Here is a 20,983-nt window from a genome sequence, read left to right as displayed (position 1 = left end):
CGATGCCTTTTCGCGGAAAAGAGCCCTTCCGCCTGAAACGACAATCCCACCATTCCCAGGAGATAACTCATGTCTCATAGTCATCTTTGCCCTGTGGCGGCGATCACCGTGCCACTCCATGACCCACCGCGCTTTCAAGACGTAAAGTGACGAACGTGTCCGAAGCCCGAAACAGAGGATCGGAGAGCACCCGAGAGGTCATCGTCGAGACGGCCTTGCGACTGTTCCGTGAGCGTGGCTTCGACGCGACGACCATGCGCGCCATCGCCGCCGAGGCAGGGGTGTCAGTGGGCAACGCCTACTACTACTTCGAGAGCAAGGAGGCGCTGATCCAGGCCTACTACGACCGTGCGCAGGCCGAGCACGAGCAGGCCTGCCGGGAGTTCCTGGCCACGGAGAGGTCGTTCGCCGCGCGGCTGAGCGGGGTGCTGCGCGAGTGGGTGCGCGTGTCGGAGCCGTACCACGAGTTCGCGGTGAAGTTCTTCAAGCACGCGGCCGAGCCGACGAACCCGCTGAGCCCGTTCAGCGAGCAGTCGTCGCCGGCGCGGGAGGCGTCCATCGGGATCTACCGCGAGGTGGTCGAGGGGTCGAAGGACCGGATGAACGCCGAGCTGCGGGCGGAGCTGCCCGAGCTGCTGTGGTTGTTGTCGATGGGCATGGTGCTGTTCTGGGTGCACGACACCTCGCCGGGGTGCGCGCGGACGTACCGGCTGATCGAGGTCACGGTGCCGCTGGTGGACCGGCTGGTGGGGCTGTCGCATCTGCCCGGGTTGCAGGGGATCACGAAGGACTTCATCGCCGCGGTGCACGAATTGCGGGCCTAGGGGGCTCCTTGCGGTGACATACCGCTTGGTATGGTCGGCTCACCGTCGCCGAACCGGAGGCCATGAATGACGCCGAACTGGGGCATGACCATCCCCTTCTACGACCGTTCCCTGGCCAGGTCGCAGGAGCTGATCGCGGAGCTGCCGGGCCTCGGCTACACCGACGCCTGGTCGGCCGAGGTCAACGGGAACGACGGGTTCGTCCCGCTGGCGATGGCCACGCAGTGGGCTCCGGGGATGAGGCTCGGGAGCGCGATCGTCCCGGTCTCCACGCGGGGGCCGGGGCTGCTGGCCATGTCCGCGGCCACCCTGGCCGACCTGGCCCCCGGCCGGTTCGTGCTCGGCATCGGCTCCTCCTCGCCGGCGATCGTCGAGCGGTGGAACGCCGTCGAGTTCGCCAAGCCGTACGCCCGCACCCGCGACACGCTGCGCTTCCTGCGGCGGGCGCTGGCGGGGGAGAAGGTCTCCGAGCGGTACGAGACGTTCGAGATCAAGGGCTTCAAGCTGGAACGGGCGCCGAAGACCGCCCCCAAGATCGTGCTGGCCGCCCTGCGGCCCCGGATGTTGCACCTGGCCGCCGAGGAGGCCGACGGCGCGATCACCAACTGGCTCGCCCCCGAGGACGTGCCCAAGGTGCGCGCCGAGATCGGCCCGGACACCGAGCTGATCGCCCGCCTGTTCGTCTGTGTGAGTGAGGACGCAGAAAAGGTGCGCGAGATGGCCAGGTGGATGCTGGCGAGCTACCTGACCGTGCCCGCCTACGCCGCCTTCCACGACTGGCTGGGCCGGGGCGAGGTGCTGCGTCCCATGCACGAGGCGTGGGCGGCGGGCGACCGCCAGGCCGCGCTCAAGGCCATCCCCGACGAGGTGGTCGACGCCCTCGTCGTGCACGGCGACGCCGCCACCTGCCGGACCAGGATCCGCCAGTACGTCGACAACGGGCTCGACACGCCGGTGCTCGCGCCCATCCCCGGCGGCGAGGTGCCGATCGAGCAGGCCGTGCGCGACCTGGCCCCGGTCCGGGAGGGCTGATGGACGACGTGCTGCGGCTCGACGCCGTCGGCCAGGCCCAGGCGGTCAGGGACGGGCAGGTGTCGGCCCGCGAGCTGGCCGAGGCCGCCATCGCCGCCGTCGAGGCCCACGACGGCGAGCTCAACGCCGTCGTCCACCGGCGGTTCGAGCGGGCGCTGGCCGAGATCGACGGCCTCCCGGCGGACGCGCCCTTCCGCGGCGTGCCGATCCTGCTGAAGGACCTGGGCTGGCGGCAGGCCGGCGAGCCGTACGCCGCGGGCTCGCGGGTGCGCGACGACCTCGACGCCGCAGATGACGGCGCACAGGACGGCCACGGCGTCGTGCGGCTGTGCCGGGCCGGTTTCGTGCTGCTGGGCCGGACGAACACCCCCGAGTTCGGCAGCACGGTCACGACCGAGCCGCTGGCGTACGGCCCCACCCGCAACCCCTACGACCCGGCGTACTCGGCGGGCGGGTCGAGCGGCGGCTCGGCGGCGGCGGTGGCCGCGGGCATGGTCGCGCTGGCCACGGCGAGCGACGGCGGCGGCTCGATCCGCGTCCCGGCCTCGCTCTGCGGCCTGGTGGGGCTCAAGCCGACGCGCGGGCGGCTGAGCATGGGCCCGTCCATGGGAGAGGGCTGGAGCGGCTTCTCCTGCCCCGGCTTCGTGAGCAGGACCGTGCGCGACACGGCGGCCGCGCTCGACGCGGTCTCCGGCTACGAGCCGGGCGACCCCTACGACGCCCCCGCGCTGCCCGGCCCCCTGACCGCCGAACTGCACGCCGACCCCGGACGGCTGCGCATCGGCTTCCTGACCGCCCACCCGAGGCCGGACGTGCCCGCCGACCCCGACCTGGCCGAGGCCGTCACCCGGGCGGCGGCGCTGCTGGAGAGCCTCGGTCACGACGTGACCCCCGGCGGCCCGCCGGCGCTCGCCGAGCCGGAGTTCGCCCGGCACTTCGGCGCCATCGTCGCCAACAACCTCGCCGCGCACGTGGTGAGCCTGGGCGCGGCCCGCGGCAGGCCGGTGGAGCTGCACGAGCTCGAACCGCGCAACGCGGCCATGGTCACCGCCGCCCGCGCCAACAGCGCGGCCGACCACATCCTGGCCACCCAGTGGGTGGACGGCTTCCGCCGCCGCATGGCCTCCTGGTGGGCCGCGGGCAACGACCTGCTGCTGATGCCGTCGTCGGGGGCGGCGCCGTTCCGGCTCGGCTGGATCCCGCCCGCCGACCTGAGCACCGCCTTCGGCAGGACCGCGCAGGTGGTGGCCTACACCTCGCCGATCAACGCGACCGGCCAGCCCGCCGTCTCGCTGCCGCTGCACAGGGACGCGGCGGGCATGCCGGTCGGCGTGCAGCTCGTGGCGGCGGCCGGACGGGAGGATCTGCTGATCCGGGTGGCCGCGCAGATCGAGCAGGTCAGGCCGTTCGAGCACGCCGCCATGCGCTGATCGTCAGGAACCCCTCACCCGGCTGACGCGTTATGTCGTGAGAAGCCGGGGGTAGGAGGATCGTCATGATGGCGAAGGCAGCACGGGCAGCGGCGGCGTGGCGGACGTACCGCGAGGTGACCAGGCCTGGCACGCCGGGGATGTTGACCAGGGTGCGGGCGATCCCGCGCATGCTCGGCGCGGTCACCCGCGGCCGCTACGACGGCATGGGCAAGGGCAAGCTCGCCCTGATGGCGCTCGGCGTGGTCTACATTTTGTCGCCGATCGACGTCATCCCCGACTTCCTGGTGGTCATCGGGGTGGCCGACGACTTCGGCGTGTTCCTGTGGCTGATCGCCTCGCTGCTCGGCGAGAGCGGTCGCTACGTCGAGCACGAGCGCAATGTCATTCAGGCCAGGCTGGTTGAGGACGAGGGTTAGATCTCCTCCATCCGCAACCAGGCGCGCGAGGGCAGCGGGTGCCCGAACAGGCGGGCGGCGTTGCCGTAGGCGACCCTGGCGATGTCGGCGGGCGGCAGCGCGCCGAGGTTCGCGGCCACGGCCTTCTGGGTGTCGGGCCAGGTCGAGTCGGAGTGCGGGTAACCGCTCTCCTGGAGCACGTGGTCGAGGCCGACCGCGAGCCGCACGCCGGACAGCGCGTGGTCGTCGAGCGTGCCGAAGAAGAAGTTGCGGCGCAGCACCTCGCTGGGCTTGAGGCCGCCGTCCCAGGCGGCCTCGCCCGCGACGGGGTGGTCGAGCGCGTAGTCGGCGCGCTCGGCCAGCATCGGCAGCCAGCCGACCCCGCCCTCGACGATGAGGATGCGCAGCCCGGGGAAACGCAGCGGCAGGCCCGACCAGAGCCAGTCGGCGCAGGCGAACATGGCGCTGGTGGGCATCAGCGTGGTGATCGCCTCGATGGGCGTGTCGGGCGAGGGCACGGGCGACCAGGACGAGTCGCCGGTGTGCAGGGCCACGACCGTGCCGGTCTCCTCGCAGGCGGCGAAGAACGGGTCCCAGTGGCCGGTGTGGATCGACGGCAGCCTCAGCCTGGTCGGGAACTCGGGGAAGACCACGGCCTTGAAGCCGCGGGCGGCGTTGGCCCTGATCTCCTTGGCGGCGATGTCAGGATCGGGCAGCCAGGGCAGTTGCAGGCCGATGATCCGCTCGGGGTAGGTGCCGGCCCAGACGTCGATGTGCCAGTCGTTCCACGCCTTGACCAGGGCAAGGCCGAGTTCCTGGTCGCGGGTGCGGGCGAACGGCATGCCCGCCTGGCCGGCCAGCATGCCGGGGAAGCACAGCGCGGCCCAGATGCCGGCGACGTCCATGTCCTGGACGCGGGCCTCGATGTCGTGGCAGCCGGGACGCATCTGCTCGAACCTGACCGGATCCAGGGTCCACTGCTCGCGCGGCAGCCCGGCGCCCACGTCGATGCCCGCGCACGGGTACGTGGCACCGCCGTAGCGCCAGACCTGGTGACCGGCGTCCGTCTCCACGACCTTGGGCGCGACGTCGGCGTATTTCTCCGGGAGCCTGTCCTCGAAGAGGTCAGGAGGCTCGATCAGGTGATCGTCGGCAGAGATGATCACATAGTCGCGCCGCCGGGGGTCAGGGTCGGGGAGCAGCGGCGTAGTCACGCAGGTAACCGTACGACGGCGGCATAACGTCGAACAAGCTGCGACGTATCCGTTGGGTATCCATGCATTCGTACCCGGGACCGCCTGGAGGGGGATGGGGGCGATCCCGGGCTTGTGGGGTCCTTGAGGATGCTGCCCCTTGCGGACCCCGGCGCCTTCTACCCGCGGGAGATCGAATCAGTCAGGAGATTTTCGCGAAGTTCCGCGATGGTGGCCCGGTCGACCTGGAGCACGCCGGTGACGTAGCCCTCGACGGAGCCGTGCCGGTCGATCAGGTCGTCCAGGAACAGGCGCATGGCCTGGGCGGGGGCCCGGCCGAACCCCGGCCACAGCGGGGCGTCCGGGTGTCTGGTGCGCTGGTCGGCGATGAAGCGCTCGGTCGCCAGGCCGGTCAGGGCGTAGTCGGCGACGATGTCGTCCTCGGCGACGCCGACGAGCGCGAGGATCAGCGCGGTGAGCAGGCCGGTGCGGTCCTTGCCCACCGCGCAGTGGATGACGACCGGCGCGTTGTCCGCGACGGCGACCGTCTGCACGGCGGCGCGCAGGTTCTCCACGCCGTCCTCGGTCACCTCCAGGTACCGGTCGGCGAGGTAGCGCTCGACGCCGATCTCCTCGCTGAACCGGGCGATGTCCCAGGGGCGGCCCTCGATCGGCAGGTTGCGGTAGCGCAGCCCCTCGGTCTCCGGCACCCGGCCGGCCCGCTCGACCTCGGCGGGATGTCTCAGGTCGATCACGGTGCGCACGCGCAGCGCGTGGAAGGCCCGCAGGTCGTCGCCGGCCAGCCAGCCCAGGGAGTCGGCCCGGTAGAGCCGCTGCCACCGGACGGTGCGCCCGTCCTCGGTGGCATATCCACCTACGTCACGAAAGTTGCGGAGATTGGTGAACTCAATGTGGCGGATCACCCTTCACACCTTAATTGGCGGCGGTTTCCGCTTCTTGGGTCGCCACCGTCTCACCGGCGGGTTTCCCGGACCTCTGCTCGGCCACCTCGCGCCGGATCAGCAGGATCCAGCCGCCGATCGCGATGCCGATGAACAGCCACCACTGGACCCCGTAGGCCAGGTTGAGGCCGCCGCCGGAACCGACGTCGGGGGCGGGCACCGGAGCGGGCGCGGCGGCGGCCTGCGGCTGCTGCCCGGTGAGCTCGACATAGCCGCCCACCAGCCGGTACGGCATGCGCTGCCCGATCTTGGCCGCGTCGATCAGCAGCACCTGGCCGTCCGGCAGCCCGGGCCGGTCGCGGAGGCCGGTGGAGTCCTCGGTCTCGCTCTGACGTAGCCGCCCGGTGACAGTTACCTGTCCGGTGGGCGGCGGGGGGACCTGGGGGGCCGCGTCGGCGCTGGCGGCGGCCGGGATCCAGCCGCGGTTGACGATCACGGCGGCGCCGTCGCCGGTGACGAGCGGGGTCAGGACGTAGAAGCCGTTGCGGCCCTCCTGCGGGCGGCGGCGGACGAGCAGGCCGTGGGCGGCGTCGTACGTGCCGGAGGTGACGACCGTGCGGTAACGGTCGCCCTCGCCGACCTGCCGGCCGGGAGCCGCGAGCCGGTCGAGCGGGACGGCGGCGGCCTCGATGTTGGCGGTCACCCTGTCCTTGTTGTCGGACCGCTCCTCGAAACGCCCGAACTGCCACCTGCCCAGGAACACGAAGGCGGGGATGACCAGCAGCACCACGACGTGGAGCGCCAGCCACCGGGGCGTCAGCAGGAACCGGTACACGCCTTCAAGGTTAGGCACCGGGGCGGGTGCTCCCTCACGCGGCTCGCCCGCTTAGGGGTGGGTGCTCCCTTACGCGGCTCGCCCGCTAGACGCTGCGCAGCCCGGGGCCCGGGCCGGGGACCGGCGTGACCTCGCGCGGACCGGCCACCTCGTGGCCCTCGGCGCAGCGGAAGTGCAGCTCGATGGGGGCGCCGCAGTCGCGGTGGGTGAGCAGCACCGGCGGGCCCTCCTCGTCGGCCAGGTATTTGTCACCCCAGTGCATGAGCGCGACGAGCAGCGGATAGAGATCGCGGCCCTTGTCGGTCAGCCGGTATTCGTCGCGCTGGCGCTGGCCGGGCTCGCGGTAGGGCTCCTTGCGCAGCAGGCCCTCGTCGACCAGCCGGGCCAGGCGCGCGCTGAGCACCTGGCGGGGGGCGCCGGTGACCGCCTGCATGTCGGCGAACCTGCGCACGCCGCTGAACGCCTCGCGCAGCACCAGGAAGGTCCACTTCTCCCCGACGATGTCCAGGGTGCGCTCGATCGAGCAGTTGTCCACCCGGAAGCCCAGTCGGAACGGCACGTTCATCTCCGCATTATATCTGAGTTCGATTGACAGACTCAGCTCGTAAGAGCAGGCTGAGTCTATGCACGGAACCCAGATCCGCCCGGTCCGCCCGGACGACGAGGAACGGATCAGACGCTTCCTGGCGGGGTTGTCGCTGCACACCAAGACGCTGCGCTTCTTCACCGGCGTGACCGTCCCGGCCGCCCACCTCGTCCGCACTCTGCTGACCCTGGACGAACGCCGCGACGCGCTCGTCGTCACCGCCGGGGACGAGATCGTCGGGCACGCCATGAGCTACCGGGGCGGCTGCGCCGACGTCGAGGTGGCCGTCGTCGTGGCCGACCGCTGGCAGGGGAACGGGCTCGGCCCGCGGCTCGTCGACACCTTGCTGCTCAGGGCCGCCGTGCGGGGGGCGCGCACGGTCGGGATGGACGTGCTGGGCGAGAACCGGCGGGTGCTCAGGCTCGTCCGCAGGCTGTGGCCGGACGCCGAGATGAAGGTCGCGGCGGGGACGGTCGAGGTGACCGCTATGATCGATCTGGCCGGAGTATTTGCGGAACAACGTTCTGGTGGCACACCATTGACAGTGTGAAGAGTGTCAAGAACGGACGCGACGGCCGCACCCGCATCATCGAGGGCGCCCTCCGCCGCTTCAGCCAGGACGGTGTCTCCGCCACCACGCTGGCCAGTCTGCGCGAGGAGAGCGGTGTAAGCGTCGGCAGCTTCTACCACCACTTCGCCAGCAAAGAGCACGTCTACGGCGTCCTGTACGCCGAGATCCTCGACGCCTACCAGCAGGAGTTCCTCGCCGAGCTGGTCCGGCACGACGACGCCCGCGCCGGCATCGAGGCCGTGGTCGCCTTCCACATGCGCTGGGCCGGCGAGCACCCCGAGCGGGCCAGGATCCTGGTCAGCGAGCGCCCGCCGCGCAAGCACGAGCCGGGCGGCGCCGAGGTGGCCGAGGCCAGGCGGGCGTTCTTCCGCCAGGTCTCCGACTGGTGGAAGCCGCACATGAAGAACGGGCAGCTCCAGCCCGTCCACGCCACCATGTGCTACGTCCTGTGGCTCGGGCCGGCGCAGGAGATGTGCCGCCTGTGGTTCGCCGGGGCGCACACCCCGACCGAGGAAGAGATCAAGGGCCTGGGCGAGGCGGCCTGGCAGAGTCTCCGCCAGCGCGGGGAGCAATGATCTGAGTACCGTCTGTGGTGTTATTGTCCAAATGTGAGAAGACCTCGGGCGCTCGTGCTGCCCGACCTGCCGGAGCGCGCGCTCGCCCGTCTGGGCGAGGTCGCCGACGTGGCCGAGGCTCCTCCCCGGCCGAGCGTCGGCTTCACCGACGAGCAGCTCGCCGACCTGGTCATCGAGACCGGCGCGAACGTGCTCATCACCGACGGCGACCAGGTTCGCACCTCGGTGCTCGGACTCCACATCGACATCGTGGCCAGCCTCGGCGCCCCCACGGGGGTGGACCTGCGCCTGGCGGCCGAACGCGGGGTCACCGTCCTGCACGCCCCCGGCCGCGACCCCGAGGCGGTGGCCGAGCTGACGCTCGCCCTGCTGTTCGCGGTCAGCAGGAACATCGTCACCGCCGACCGTGAGGTGCGCAGAGGCCGCGCCCATCGCGGCAGGGTGCCCCCCGCCCAGCGCCACCGCGGCAGACGGCTCACCGGACGCACGTTCGGCATCGTCGGCCTCGGCCGGGTGGGCCGGGCCATGCGCTGGCGCTGCCAGGGGCTGGGCATGCGGGTGGTCACCTGCGACCCGTTCGTCGCCGAGGCCACGCACACCCTGCCCGCGCTGCTGGCGGAGGCCGACGTGGTGTCGCTGCACGTGCCGCTGACCGCGGACACGAGGGGCCTGTTCGGCTACAGCGAGTTCGGCGCGATGCGCCAGGGCGCGATCTACCTCAACACCTCGCGCGGCGCCCTGCACGACCTGACCGCCCTGGTGGACGCGCTGCGCCAGGGCCAGGTGGGCGGCGCCGGGCTCGACCACTTCGAGGGCGAATGGCTCGATCCGGCCCACCCGCTGACCAGGCTGCCGAACGTGGTGCTCACCCCCAGGCTCGGCGAGGCCACCGGGGAGAGCCTGGAGGAGCTGGCGGAGGCGCTGGTGGAGGACATCGCGCGGCTGCTGCGGGGCGAGCCGCCCGCGTACGCGTGCGCGCCGGTCAGGCCGGTTGCCGGATCCGCGTCCTGACCTGCCAGCGGGAGCGGTCGAGGGAGATGTCCAGCCGCAGGTCGCCGCGCTGCCTGCGCAGGCCGGGCACGCGCAGCCGGTCGTGCACGTCGAACCTGCCGCGCGAGGGGTAGCCGAACCCCAGCTCGCCGGGCAGCACCCGCAGGTCGTCGCGGTTGCCGCAGCGCGGGCAGGTCCACGAGACCAGGTCCAGGCCCCGGTTGTAGTCGGAGCAGGCGTTGAAGTACTCGTCGGGCCCGAACCGCGACTCGCAGGCCAAGCAGGGGATCAGCATGGGGGCGCGCTCCTCGGTACGGCGTCTTGCACCCCTAGAGATACCGCCACCCACTTGTCCATGGCTTGCAGAACACTTGGGCGCGTAAGTAACAGTATGAGCACTGTCGGTGGCTGGTGAAAGGATGGTGTCCGTGGAACGACTGCGCCATCACCTCCTCGAAACCGGCTACACGATCGACGGCGTCCGCGACCGGCTCGGCGCCATGGCGGCCTCGGCCCTGGCGCGGGAGGAGCTCGTCCCGGCCCTGCGGGCGACCGCCGACGGCGACCCGCTGGGCACCCTGATCAGGCTCTGGTGGCTCGGCGTGCCGGTGCCGGCCGGATCCGTGCCGGCCGCCGTCCTGGAATCCGGGCTGGTGTCGGCCGACGGCGACCTGATCAGGGCGACCGTGCACCTCCAGCCGTGGGAGACCGGCGGCTACGTGGTCTCCGACCGCAAGGTCCGGCCCGGCGACCCGGCGCTGCGGGCCGACCACGTCGTGGGGGCCGGGGGCGCCTCGGCCAACCTGGCCCAGCTCGTCAGCCGCCGGCCCGTCTCGCGCGCGCTCGACCTCGGCACGGGCTGCGGCGTCCAGGTGCTCCACCTCGACGGGCGGGCCGAGCAGGTGGTCGCCACCGACCTCAACCCGCGCGCCGTGGAGCTGGCCCGGCTGAGCTGGGAGCTGTCCGGCGTGACGGGCGTCGACGCGCGGGTGGGGTCGATGTTCGAGCCGGTCGAGGGCGAGCTGTTCGACCTGATCGTCAGCAACCCGCCGTTCGTCATCGCGCCCGGCGCCGAGCGCACGCTGACCTACCGCGAGTCCGGCGGCGAGGCCGACGACTTCTGCTGCGACCTGGTCCGGCGCACCCCGCGCCACCTCGCGCCCGGCGGGCAGGCCCACTTCCTGGCCAACTGGCTGCACGTCGAGGGCGAGGACTGGCACGACCGGGTCGGCGGCTGGCTGCGCGAGACCGGCTGCGACGCCTGGGTCGTCCAGCGTGACGTGCAGGATCCGGCCGAATACGTCGAGCTGTGGCTCAAGGACGCGGCCGAGCAGGGCACCAAGGGCTACACCGACCACTACGACCGGTGGCTGGCCTGGTTCGACGAGCGCAAGGTCGAGGGCATCGGCTTCGGCTGGATCACCATGCGCAACTCGGGCACCCTCGACCCGGTCGTGCGCGTGGAGCACCTGCCCCACCAGGTGGCCCTGCCGGTCGGCGACTACGTCGACGACGTGCTCGACTCCATCGCCGCCGCCCACCGCGCCGCCGACCTCGACGCGGCGCTGCTGCGCACGGCCGACGGGGTGCTCGACGAACGCGTCGGCCTGCCCGGCGCCGAGGACCCGATCCGCATCGTGCTGCGCCAGACGCAGGGGCTGCGGCGCAGCAGGGAGGTCGGCACCGTCGAGGCCGCGCTGGCCGGCGTGTGCGACGGCGAGCTGGCGCTCGGCCCGCTGCTCAATGTGATCGCCGAGCTGGTCGGCGACGGGGAGATCCCCAACGCCGACGCGGTCCGGCCGCTCATCGCCGAGGGTTATTTCCTGCTTTGATTCACCGTTGATCCGACGTTGACCGCGCCGGTGGAGGCTTCTGACCGAGACGCGGGCCTGGGGGGTTCGAAGGTCCGCGTCGAGTCCGGCCGGTCGTCTGTTGTGAGGCGGCTAGCCGTCACGCGAAGCATCCGGATGACCGGGCCCCCTGGCGACGCGTGGCGGTCAGGATGACCGGCCGGGCTGCCATCGGCATTGACTAAGGACAGCCTTGATCAACCATGTGTGGATGACACGTCTGGACGACGAGCTGTACTCAGGACTCGACGACGGACCGTTCGACGGCGAAGCCGTCCAGCAGCAGCTTCAGGTCGCCGGCCTCGGGGGCGCCGAGCCTGGTGAAGACGTCGTAGGCCTGCCTGAGGCAGTCGAGGCTCCGCGCGGCGCTGCCCAGTCCGCGTAGCGCCCGGCCGAGCACGGTGAGCGAGAGCGCCTCGCCGTAGGGATGGCCGATCTCGCGCGAGACCACGAGCGCCTGCTCGGCGTGGCGTACGGCGTCGGGGTAGCGCCCGGCGGCGATGAACGTCTCGGCCAGCCGGGAGCACACGCGTTGCTCCCAGACCCGCTGCTTGCTGGAGCGGAAGAAGGCCAGGCACTCGGCGTGGTGGTGCACCGCCTCGGTGAGCCGGCCGACCCGGCTGAGCACGATGCCCAGGTGGTAGCGGGCGCGGGCGGTGCCGGCGCCGCTGCCGATCTCGGTGAAGATGGCCAGGCCCTTCTCCGCCGCGGCGATGGCGTCCTCGGCGTGGCCGAGGCCCAGGTGGTCGCGGGCCGAGTAGCTGAGCACCAGGGCCTCGCCGGCGGGGACGCCGTTCTCGCGGTAGTAGCGGGAGGCGGCGTCGAACAGGGTGAGGGCCTCGGTGTGGCGGCGCTGCCGGCCGACGACGACGGCCAGCGCGTTGAGCACCTCGCCGGTGACGATCTTCTCGCCGCGGGTCTCGGAGAGCTCGTGCACGCGGCGGAAGTGGGTCTCGGACTCCGAGAGCTGGTTGCCGGCGAACAGCACCCGGCCCAGCACGTACCGGGAGCGCAGCTCGCCGGCCTCGTCGCCCAGGTTCAGCGCGGCGGCGAGCACCGCGCGGGTGCCCTGGTCGAACTCGCGGGTGTGGGTACCGGCCTCCAGCAGCGGTTCCATGGCCACCAGCATGTCGGCGGCGGGCAGGAGCTGCTCGCCGTCGGTGGACGTGGTCGCGGCCTGGTTGATGGCCGCGAACAGCGAGTCGCCCTCGGAGATCAGCCAGGCCACGGCCTCGTCGACGGTGGTGAAGGTGAGCCCGCTGCCGACCACGGCCAGGTTGTCGGGGATCATGCTGCCCTCGTAGGCCAGCCGGTGGGCGGACCGGGACGAGGCCAGGTAGAAGCCGAGCAGCCGGCGCAGCGCCAGCGTCTTGTCCTCGGGACGCTCGGTCTTGTCCAGGACGCGCCTGGCGAACAGCCTGAGCAGGTCGTGGAAGCGGTAGCGGCCGGGCGCGGTGGCCTCCAGGAGGCTCATGTCGACCAGCGACTCCAGCAGCTCCTCGGCCTCGTACATGTTCATCGCCAGGACGGCCGCGGCGGCCCCGATCGAGATGTCGGGGCCCTTCGGCAGGGACAGCAGGCGGAAGGCGCGGGCCTGGGCCGGTTCGAGCTGGCCGTAACCGAGCGCGAAGGTGGCCTCGACGGCCAGGTTGCCCACGCGCAGCTCGTCGAGGCGGCGCTGTTCGTCGGCCAGCCTGGGCGCCAGCGAGGCGACCGTCCAGGAGGGGCGGGCGGCCAGCCGGGCGGCCACGATCCGGACGGCCAGCGGCAGGAAACCGCAGGCGGCGACCACGTCCATGGCGGCGCCGTGCTCGGCGGCCACCCGCTCGGGCCCGGCCACGGTGGAGAACAGCGACAGCGCCTCGTCCGGCTCCATGACGTCGAGGTCGATCAGCCGGGCCGCGGGCAGGTCGGCCAGCTTGGCCCGGCTGGTGACGATCGTGGCGCAGCCCGGCGAGCCCGGCAGCAGCGGGCTGACCTGGTCGGCGTCGCGGGCGTTGTCCAGCAGCACGAGGATGCGCCGGTCGGACAGCAGCGAGCGGTAGAGCGCCGAACGTTCGGCCAGGCCGTCGGGGATGACGTCCGGCGGGATGCCGAGCGCGCGCAGGAAGCCGCCGAGCGCCGACTCGGGAGCGGTCACCTCGTCGCTGTGGCCGCGCAGGTCGGCGTAGAGCTGGCCGTCGGGGAACAGGTCGTCGGCCGCGTGCGCCACGTGGACGGCCAGCGTGGTCTTGCCGACGCCGCCGATGCCGCACAACGCCACCACCGGCACGCCCTCGGCCGACGACTGCGCGGACAGCAGGGTGTGGACGCGGACGGCCACCTCCTTGCGCCCGGTGAAGTCGCTGACCGCGGCCGGGAGCTGCGCCGGGCGGGGCAGTTCGAGCGCGGGCGGCTCCTCCTCGGCCGCGGGCTCGCCGGCGGCCTGCTCGGCCGGGGCGGCGGGCGGCGGCACGTGGGTGAGCGCCGGGTCGGCGGCCAGGATGCGCTGGTGGAGCGCGGTCAGCTCGCTGCCGGGCTCGATGCCCAGCTCGTCGATCAGCGCCTCGCGGGTCTCGGTGAACACGTTGAGGGCGTCGCCCTGCCGTCCGCAGCGGTAGTAGGCCAGCATGAGCTGGGCGCGCAGCCGTTCGCGCAGGGGGTGTTCGGCGGTGAGCGCGATCAGCTCGGAGACGACCGCGGCGTGCCCGCCCAGCTGCAGGTCGAGGTCCATGAGCGTCTCGATGACGCTGACGCGGCGTTCGGCCAGGCGGTCGCGCTGGTGCTCGGCGTACGGGCCGACGGCGCCGGCCAGCGGCTCGCCCTCGAACAGGGTCAGCGCGGCCCGCATGCCCTCGGCGGCGGCGGAGAGCCGGCCGGCCTTGCGGGCGGCCTCGGCCTCGGCGATGCCGCGTTCGAAGCGGGTCAGGTCGAGCGCGTTGTCGGGCAGGCGGAGGGCGTAGCCGCGGCCGATGGAGGTCAGCAGCTCGGGACGGGAGCGGGCGGGCCTGTCGGGTTCGAGCACCGTGCGCAGGCGGGAGACGTACGTGCGCAGCGCGCCCAGGGCGCGGGGCGGCGCGTCCTCGCCCCACACGGCGTCGATCATCTCGGCGGGGGTGACCGCGCGGCCCTCCCGCAGGAGCAGCATGCCGAGGATCGAACGTTGCAGCGGGGTGCCCAGGTCGAGTTCCTGCCCCTCGCGCCACGCGCGGACGGGACCGAGCACGGCGAACCGCAGCCCGCCCTCAACGCTCTGACCAGCCATGCCGTCTGTCTCCCGGGCAATGGAACGATTTGTGTCCAAATGATAGATCCAGTACCGCTTACCACCTAGAACTGGGCTGATCGCCGAAACGAACCGTTGATCCGCCTTTGATCCGGTGTTGACCGAGCCTCCGCATGCTGATGGCAGGCCGTACATGGCGCACCGACACGGGGGCGTGTCATGTAGAGCCGATGGGGACGCGGAAAAATACAGGCCCCGCCCGGAAAGTATGGGCGGGGCCGTTGCCGATGTTCCTACGCTGCCTCTACCAGTCCGAGCCGCATGGCCAGCCGTTCTCGGACGAGCGGCCATTCGGAGTTCAGGATCGAGTAGAAGGCCGTATCTCGGACCGTGTTGTCGGCGCCTCGGCTATCCGCTCGCCGCACCCCGTCGAAGTGTGCGCCGAGGGCCTCGATGGCGGCCCGGGATCGGACGTTCCTGACATCTGCCTTGAGTGTGATGCGGTGGACGTTCCAGGTCTCGAAGGCGAGTGAGAGCATGAGGAACTTGCTCTCCCGGTTGACGCCGGTGCCCTGGGCGCAGGCGCCCAGCCAGGTGTAACCGATGTCCGCCACGGACGGGATGTCGCCCACCGCACCCCGTGTACCCGGCGGCCAGGGCATGGGGCCCTGCCAATACTCCAGGTGCATGAGACGGGTGGCACCGACCACGCGGTCGGTGTTCAGCCACCGGATGGCGAAGGGCAACGTGCGGCCCTCCGCCTGCTCAGCCATGGCGGCCTCCACATAGGAGACCATCTCGTCCCGGCCGTCCGGGACGCGAGTGAAGGCGTAAGTGGAGCGGTCTTCACTCGCCGCGGCGACGAGATCGTCGATCACCGCGTGGCTGAGAGGTTCCAGGCGCACGGAGCGCCCGGACAAGGTGACAAGAGCGGGCATGAGCACATGATGAGGCTCGCGCGGCGCGCGCGTAACCAGGCTCTCGAAGCCATCTTTCCCGGGTTTCTGGATGTGCGGTGTTTCCGCAGGTCAGAGGGCTGATTTGGTGGATGGTAAACCAGCTCTTGGGGAAAGATTCGCCTAACCGTGACATGGCGCCGGCACCAGCGCCGGGTGGCGTTCACCCACGACGCCGTGACGGACCAGAGAGAGCTCCTTCAGACCCATGGACAGATGGTTCAGATTGGCTGCGATCCATGGCAGTTGAAGGGGATCTGTGCTGTTCAGCGCGGTCAGTCGTTCCTCGGGCGAGTCGCCGTACAGGAGGCTCACCGCCACGCGCACCCGGGCGGCCGACGGGTCGTCGCCGAAGGCGTGTCCGGGCAGGACGCCGATGCCGTGCTCGTCCAGCAGGATCCGGGTGATCTCGGCGGAGCCGCCGAGCCTGAGGTGGCTCAGGTCGGGATAGAGGTAGAAGCCTCCCTGAGGTCGCGGCACCGAGGCGCCGATCTCCGTGAACCGCTCGTGGACGGCCCGCGCCACGATGCCGTGCAACCTCCGGCTGCCGGCGACCCGGTCGGTCAGCTCGCGCGGCTCGTCGAAGGCGTAGGCCGCGGCCTCCTGGACGGGCGCGGCCGGCGCCGACCAGATCTCGCTGGCCACCGCCAGCAGCCGGGTACGCAGCCCGTGCGCGCCCTCGGGCAGCCGGGCCACGCCGATCCGCCACCCGCCGAGCGCCAGGCTCTTGCTCAGCCCGGTGGTGATGATCGTGCGCTCGGGCGCGAGGTCGGCCGGCGAGGTGTAGCCCGCCGACTCGTCGTGGACCAGGTCGCGGTAGATCTCGTCGGAGATCACGATCAGGTCCAGCTCACGCGCCACGGCCGCCAGACGGGCCACGGTCTGCGGCGTGGCCAGCCGGCCGGTCGGGTTGTCGGGCAGCGTGACCAGCAGCGAGCTGACCGTCCTGCCCTCCGACCGGGCCTTGCGGACCGCCGCGACGACCAGGTCGGGGTCGGGCACCCCGCCCTCTCCTGGCGGTGCGGGCACCAGGATGGGACGGGAGCCCACCAGATCGGCCTGCGCGGCGTAGCTGACCCAGCTGGGCATGGGCAGGACGATGTCGCCGCCGATCGCCAGGAGCAGGCCGTACAGCAGCGACTTGCTGCCAGGTCCGCAGACGACCAGCTCGGGGTCGGTCGAGAGCCCCCGTCGTGTCCAGTAGCCCGCTGCCGCGGACCGGAGCCCGGACGCGCCCGCGACCGGCCCGTAGCCGTTGCGCTCGGAAGCGGCGGCCAGCTTGTCGCGCAGCGCCGGGTGGACGGGCAGACCGGCCTCGCCGAAGGCCAGGTGCAGCACGCGTTCCCCGGCACGCCGTCTTCGTTCGATGTCTTCGTTCGCCGCCAAGGTGGCGGACAAGGTCACGGTCATGTTTGTCACGTTCCCAGGGTGGTTGTATGAAGGCATCAGTACAAGCGAGGCTTTTTGTGGGTAGGTGTAAGGAAGTCTGATGCTCGAATTCCGGCGTTTGGCGCTGATCTGTGAGTTCGCTCGCCGGGGCAGCATCGCGGCCGCCGCCGAGTCTCTGGGCTACAGCCCCTCGGCCGTCTCCCAGCAGCTCGCGGCGCTGGAACGGGAGACCGGCACCGCGCTGATCGACAGAACCGCGCGCAGCGCGGAGCTGACCGACGCCGGACGCCGGCTCGTCCAGCACGCCGAGCGCATCCTGTCAATGGTCGAGGAGGCCGAGTCCGACCTCTCCGCCCATGCGGGCACCCCCTCGGGGCGCGTCGTCGTCACCGCCTTCCCCACAGCGGCCGTGGCATTCGCGCCGGCGCTGGCGCGTTCGCTGCGCCGCCACACCGAGCTGACGCTCCGCCTGGGCCAGAGCAGGTCGGGGCGGGGCATGCGGGAGGTCCAGTCGGGCGAGGTGGACATCGCCCTCGTCGACGACTGGTACGGGTCGGTCCGCGAGAGCGAGAGCCTGCGGGTCTTCCCCCTGCTGCGCGACCCCATCGTGCTCGTCGTGCCGCGCAGGCACCGGCTGGCCGACCCCGGAGTGCCGCTCGACCTGCGCGAGCTGCGCGACGAGCCGTGGATGGCCACCCCCGACGGCGAGCCCTCACGCCTGGCCGTCGACCGGCTGTTCGTGGACGTCGGCGGCACCCGGCCGACGCCCTGGGAGTTCGAGGGGCTCGGGACGATCCTGTCCCTCGTCGCCAAGGGCATCGGCATCGCCGCGGTGCCCGCCCTCGCGCTGGCCGCCGGGGTGCGCGGGCTGGCGGTCAGGGAGTTCCCCGGCAACCCGGTCGGCCGCGACGTGCACGCGGTCGCCCGCAGGTCCAGCGTGCACCGGCCGTCGGTGTCGGTGACGTTGCGGGCGATCCACGTGGCCGCCCGGTACATCGCCGGCGATCTGGAGCCGGTGACCCCGGCCGAGCGGTAGCGTCTGCCCATGGCGCCGACGTACGAGATCGAGCAGCTCCTGCTGTCCATGCCGAGCACCCGCACGGTCGCGGGCGTCGACGAGGTGGGCAGGGGCGCGTGGGCGGGGCCGGTGATGGTCTGCGCCGTCGTGACCGATCTGTCCGAGCCGCCGCCCGGCCTGACCGACTCCAAGCAGGTCTCGGCCGCCAAGCGCGGCCCGCTCGCCGACGAGCTGACCGCATGGGCGGCCGGCATCGGGTTCGGCGAGGCGAGCCACGCCGAGATCGACGCGCTCGGCATGACCGAGGCGCTGCGCAGGGCCGCCCGCCGGGCGCTCGAAGCCCTGCCGGTGCGCCCCGACGCCGTGATCCTCGACGGCAAGCACGACTACATCGGCGCCCCCTGGCCGGTCCGCCTGGAGATCAAGGGCGACGCGGCCAGCGTCTCGGTCGCGGCGGCCTCGGTCCTGGCCAAGGTACGGCGGGACGCCTACATGGGCACGATCGGCCATGACGAGTACGGCTTCGCGGAGAACGCCGGATATCCCTCGCCCGCGCACCAGGAGGCCCTGGCCCGGCTCGGCCCCACACCGCACCACCGGCTCTCCTGGTCCTACCTGGACGACCTGCCGCAATGGCGGCATCTGAAGCAGGCCAGGGATCCGCTCGTGGGCGAAGGGCAGGCCGCGCTGTTCGGCTGAGCCGTAGGATCGGGGGAGTGCGGATCGGGATCTTCGTCATCGCGGCCTGCTTTCCCGGCCAGGACCCAGGGCAGGTCCTGCGGAACTCGGTGGAGCTGATCGAGGCCGCCGAGGCGGCCGGGTTCCACGACGCCTGGATCGCCGAGCACCATTTCATGTCCTACGGCGTGTGCCCGTCGGCGGTCACGCTGGCCGCCGTGGCGGCGGGGCGTACCAGCCGGATCGGGCTCGGCACGGCGGTGAGCGTGCTGTCGTCCCAGCATCCCGTGGCGCTGGCCGAGCAGGCGGCCATGCTCCACCACCTGTCGGGCGGGCGGTTCACGCCCGGCGTCGGCAGGGGCGGCCCGTGGGTCGACCTAGAGGTGTTCGGCACCGGGCTCGACCGGTTCGAGCGGGGCTTCGCCGAGTCGCTCGACCTGCTGGTCGAGGCCCTGGCCGCGGGGTCGGTGGCGGCCGAGGGGGAGTTCTTCCGGTTCAGGGAGGTCGCCCTGGTGCCGCGGGCCCGGCTGCGGCCCGTGGTGGCGTGCACGTCGGGCTCGACGGTGGCGCTCGCGGCCGAGCGCGGGCTGCCGATGCTGCTCGGCATGCACATCGGCGACCACGACAAGGCCCTGCTGGTCGCCGAGCACGTCGCGCGGGGCGGGAGCCCGGCGGGGCACCTGGCGGCCGGGGTGGCGCACGTGGCCGACTCGACCGAGGCGGCCGTCCGGGAGCTGACGGAGTCGATGCCCGCGTGGCTGGGCCCCGGGCTGGCCGGTTACGTTCCGGTGGACGGCCGGCCGCGCCCCTCGCGGGACGTCACCGCCTACGTCGACCTGCTGACGCGCATCCATCCGGTCGGCTCGCCCGACCACTGCGCCGAGGTGCTGCGGCGCACGGCCGAGAGGACCGGGATCGAGCACGTGATCCTGACCGTGGAGGGCATCGGCGACCACCGCCGGGCCCTGGAGGACGTGCGCCGCCTCGGCGCCGAGGTCCTCCCCCTGGTGGCGGACTGACGGGCGAGCCGGGACGGCCCGGCTCGCCCGTGGGTTCAGCAGTCGACCAGCTCCGGTTCCTGGTTGAGGATCTGGGCCCGCGGGGTGACGAACTCGTCGAGGGCCTTGGTGGCCGACGGGTCGAAGACGGCGACCCGGTGGCAGTTCTGGAAGGCCAGCCGTACGCCGAAGTGGCGTTCGAGCGCGCCGCGCATCGCGTCGCTCGCCAGACACCGCAGGAGCTGGCCGCGTGCCTCCTCGGACGGCGGTGGCACCTGGTTGTCGGCGAACTCGGCTCCGCTCTGCGTGCGCTCGGCGACCAGCTCGCTGATCAGCGACCACGCGTAGGGGAGTGAGTCGCGGACGCAGGCGACGAACGCGGCGTCGTCCACGTCTCCGGCTCGGGCCTGGTCCAGCAGATCGTTCGGGACGGTCAGCGACATGCTGTCTCCTCTCGAAGGGGATCGAATCTGACGTTATGTGGGAGAAGTGGGTAGCTCCAGAGACCTGGAGGTGCGTTTTAGGGGCCGTAGACGAAGTCAGGATCGATCTGCTCGGCCAGGTCGGCTCCCGTGCGGGCGTTGGCCCACGCGCGGGCGTTGCGCAGGTGGAACTCGGCGGTCTGGCGGCCGAAGCGCGGCCAGTCCTTCTCCTGCGCGTCGAGGGTCTTGCGCAGGACGGCCAGCGCCTCGGTGTTGGCCGGCTCCAGGTCGTCGAGCGTGAAGTGGCGGCCCTGCTCCATGGCGCGCACCGCCGAGGAGTGCTCCATCCAGGTCAGCAGGTCGTCGCCCACGTGCGCGCGGAGGAACTCCACGTCAGACGGGCCGTGGACCTTGTTGCCGACCACGGCGAGCGCGACGTCGTACTTGGCGGCGTGGTCGCGGTACTGCTGGTAGACGCTCACGCCCTGCCTGGTGGGCTCGGCGACGAGGAAGGTCAGGTCGAACCGGGTGAACAGCCCGGAGGCGAAGGAGTCGGAACCGGCGGTCATGTCGACCACGACGTATTCGCCCTGGCCGTCGACCAGGTGGTTGAGCAGCAGCTCCACCGCGCCGACCTTCGAGTGGTAGCAGGCCACGCCGAGGTCGTCGTCGTCGAACGGGCCGGTGGCCAGCAGGCGCAGGCCATGAGGGGTGGTCACGGCGTAGTCGAGCGCGGCCAGGTCGTCGAAGCCCAGCAGGCGCGAGCCGCGGCCCGGCGGGGTGGTCTTGACCATGGTCTCGGCCGAGGCGATGCGCGGGTTGTCGCCGCGCAGCAGGTCTTTGATCTCGGTGAGGTGGGCCCCGAGCGGCTCGGGCTGGGCGTCGAGGCCGAGCACCAGGGCCAGGTGCTGGTTGATGTCGGCGTCCATGACGACCACCGGGTCGCCCTGGGCCGCCACGTGCCGCGCGAACAGCGCCGAGATCGTCGTCTTCCCGCTGCCGCCCTTGCCGACGAATGCCACTCTCACGTGCGCTCCTGAAATGACGATGAAAATCGTTTCCGTTGGGCCCGCGCACCATCATGCCACACTCCGTGCTCGGGTGATGGCTGTCGGAAAGGTGAGAGCTCGG

Annotated in this window: 21 protein-coding genes; 11 read left to right on the top strand and 10 right to left on the bottom strand. The window is 71.8% G+C overall.

Annotation, left to right across the window (positions count from 1 at the left end; all coding sequences use genetic code 11):
- Positions 1-155 precede the first annotated feature (155 nt).
- From ABT158_RS38415 to ABT158_RS38400, 4 genes are all read left to right on the top strand, one after another.
- Entirely contained in the window at positions 156-824 is a 669-nt protein-coding gene (locus tag ABT158_RS38415) for a TetR/AcrR family transcriptional regulator (RefSeq protein ID WP_352362180.1), read from the top strand.
- A gap of 66 nt (positions 825-890) precedes the next feature.
- A complete protein-coding gene (locus tag ABT158_RS38410; protein ID WP_352362178.1) occupies positions 891-1,856 on the top strand; it encodes an LLM class F420-dependent oxidoreductase in 966 nt (321 codons plus the stop codon).
- Positions 1,856-3,286 (top strand): amidase, encoded by a 1,431-nt coding sequence (locus ABT158_RS38405; protein WP_352362176.1) that lies wholly within the window; start codon positions 1,856-1,858, stop codon positions 3,284-3,286. Before ABT158_RS38410 ends, ABT158_RS38405 begins: the two co-directional genes overlap by 1 nt.
- Positions 3,287-3,351: 65 nt before the next feature.
- A complete protein-coding gene (locus ABT158_RS38400; RefSeq protein WP_352362174.1) occupies positions 3,352-3,705 on the top strand; it encodes a YkvA family protein in 354 nt (117 codons plus the stop codon).
- On the opposite strand, the gene ABT158_RS38395 is transcribed toward ABT158_RS38400, so the two are convergent.
- From ABT158_RS38395 to ABT158_RS38380, 4 genes are all read right to left on the bottom strand, one after another.
- The gene (locus ABT158_RS38395; protein WP_352362172.1) at positions 3,702-4,898 is read right to left on the bottom strand and encodes an amidohydrolase family protein; all 1,197 of its coding nucleotides are present in this window, start codon (positions 4,896-4,898) and stop codon (positions 3,702-3,704) included. The two genes, ABT158_RS38400 and ABT158_RS38395, sit on opposite strands and share 4 nt — an antisense overlap.
- 158 nt (positions 4,899-5,056) lie before the next feature.
- Positions 5,057-5,800, bottom strand: coding sequence for a tyrosine-protein phosphatase (locus ABT158_RS38390; RefSeq protein WP_352362170.1), 744 nt, complete (start codon positions 5,798-5,800; stop codon positions 5,057-5,059).
- Between the two features lie 10 nt (positions 5,801-5,810).
- Entirely contained in the window at positions 5,811-6,632 is an 822-nt protein-coding gene (locus ABT158_RS38385; RefSeq protein ID WP_352362168.1) for an SURF1 family cytochrome oxidase biogenesis protein, read from the bottom strand.
- Between the two features lie 67 nt (positions 6,633-6,699).
- Entirely contained in the window at positions 6,700-7,179 is a 480-nt protein-coding gene (locus tag ABT158_RS38380) for a winged helix-turn-helix transcriptional regulator (protein WP_352362166.1), read from the bottom strand.
- 58 nt (positions 7,180-7,237) lie between these two features.
- Between ABT158_RS38380 and ABT158_RS38375 the strand changes: the two genes are divergently transcribed.
- The 3 genes from ABT158_RS38375 to ABT158_RS38365 are packed head-to-tail and all read left to right on the top strand — an operon-like array spanning position 7,238 to position 9,357.
- Positions 7,238-7,750: a GNAT family N-acetyltransferase gene (locus ABT158_RS38375; RefSeq protein ID WP_352362164.1), complete on the top strand. Its 513-nt coding sequence runs from the start codon at positions 7,238-7,240 to the stop codon at positions 7,748-7,750.
- Positions 7,747-8,346, top strand: a complete 600-nt coding sequence (locus ABT158_RS38370) for a TetR/AcrR family transcriptional regulator (protein WP_352318387.1) — start codon at positions 7,747-7,749, stop codon at positions 8,344-8,346. The genes ABT158_RS38375 and ABT158_RS38370 overlap by 4 nt, the downstream gene beginning before the upstream one ends.
- A gap of 33 nt (positions 8,347-8,379) precedes the next feature.
- Positions 8,380-9,357 (top strand): NAD(P)-dependent oxidoreductase, encoded by a 978-nt coding sequence (locus tag ABT158_RS38365; protein ID WP_352362162.1) that lies wholly within the window; start codon positions 8,380-8,382, stop codon positions 9,355-9,357.
- Here the strand turns inward: ABT158_RS38365 and ABT158_RS38360 are convergent.
- A complete protein-coding gene (locus ABT158_RS38360; protein ID WP_352318383.1) occupies positions 9,329-9,631 on the bottom strand; it encodes a hypothetical protein in 303 nt (100 codons plus the stop codon). The genes ABT158_RS38365 and ABT158_RS38360 overlap by 29 nt on opposite strands.
- A 124-nt stretch (positions 9,632-9,755) precedes the next feature.
- On the opposite strand from ABT158_RS38360, the gene ABT158_RS38355 reads away from it, so the two are divergent.
- Positions 9,756-11,168 (top strand): DUF7059 domain-containing protein, encoded by a 1,413-nt coding sequence (locus ABT158_RS38355; RefSeq protein ID WP_352362160.1) that lies wholly within the window; start codon positions 9,756-9,758, stop codon positions 11,166-11,168.
- A gap of 256 nt (positions 11,169-11,424) precedes the next feature.
- Here the strand turns inward: ABT158_RS38355 and ABT158_RS38350 are convergent, their stop codons facing one another.
- The 3 genes from ABT158_RS38350 to ABT158_RS38340 all read right to left on the bottom strand — a co-directional run bounded on the left by ABT158_RS38350 (position 11,425) and on the right by ABT158_RS38340 (position 16,757).
- Complete coding sequence (locus tag ABT158_RS38350) at positions 11,425-14,430, bottom strand: AfsR/SARP family transcriptional regulator (RefSeq protein WP_352362158.1); 3,006 nt, start codon at positions 14,428-14,430, stop codon at positions 11,425-11,427.
- A 254-nt stretch (positions 14,431-14,684) separates the two neighbouring features.
- On the bottom strand, positions 14,685-15,329 hold the full coding sequence (locus ABT158_RS38345; protein ID WP_352318377.1) for a GNAT family N-acetyltransferase: 645 nt from the start codon (positions 15,327-15,329) through the stop codon (positions 14,685-14,687).
- 141 nt (positions 15,330-15,470) lie between these two features.
- The gene (locus tag ABT158_RS38340) at positions 15,471-16,757 is read right to left on the bottom strand and encodes a pyridoxal phosphate-dependent aminotransferase (protein ID WP_352362156.1); all 1,287 of its coding nucleotides are present in this window, start codon (positions 16,755-16,757) and stop codon (positions 15,471-15,473) included.
- A 79-nt stretch (positions 16,758-16,836) separates the two neighbouring features.
- Here ABT158_RS38340 and ABT158_RS38335 point away from each other — a divergent pair, with 79 nt between their 5' ends.
- The 3 genes from ABT158_RS38335 to ABT158_RS38325 are packed head-to-tail and all read left to right on the top strand — an operon-like array spanning position 16,837 to position 19,451.
- Positions 16,837-17,772, top strand: coding sequence for a LysR family transcriptional regulator (locus ABT158_RS38335; protein ID WP_352362154.1), 936 nt, complete (start codon positions 16,837-16,839; stop codon positions 17,770-17,772).
- Between the two features lie 9 nt (positions 17,773-17,781).
- On the top strand, positions 17,782-18,453 hold the full coding sequence (rnhB, locus tag ABT158_RS38330; protein ID WP_352362152.1) for a ribonuclease HII: 672 nt from the start codon (positions 17,782-17,784) through the stop codon (positions 18,451-18,453).
- 17 nt (positions 18,454-18,470) lie between these two features.
- Positions 18,471-19,451, top strand: a complete 981-nt coding sequence (locus ABT158_RS38325) for an LLM class flavin-dependent oxidoreductase (protein ID WP_352362150.1) — start codon at positions 18,471-18,473, stop codon at positions 19,449-19,451.
- Between the two features lie 35 nt (positions 19,452-19,486).
- On the opposite strand, the gene ABT158_RS38320 is transcribed toward ABT158_RS38325, so the two are convergent.
- Together ABT158_RS38320 and ABT158_RS38315 are read right to left on the bottom strand one after the other, a co-directional pair.
- Positions 19,487-19,873, bottom strand: a complete 387-nt coding sequence (locus tag ABT158_RS38320) for an SCO5389 family protein (protein WP_352362148.1) — start codon at positions 19,871-19,873, stop codon at positions 19,487-19,489.
- Positions 19,874-19,950: 77 nt separating this feature from the next.
- Positions 19,951-20,880: an ATP-binding protein gene (locus ABT158_RS38315; protein ID WP_352362146.1), complete on the bottom strand. Its 930-nt coding sequence runs from the start codon at positions 20,878-20,880 to the stop codon at positions 19,951-19,953.
- Positions 20,881-20,983: the final 103 nt, after the last annotated feature.

This window comes from Nonomuraea sp. NPDC001636, assembly GCF_040298265.1.
Classification (GTDB): Bacteria; Actinomycetota; Actinomycetes; order Streptosporangiales; family Streptosporangiaceae; genus Nonomuraea.
The sequence above is the reverse complement of the archived record's forward strand: the minus strand, read 5'-3'. Positions and strand labels throughout refer to the sequence as shown.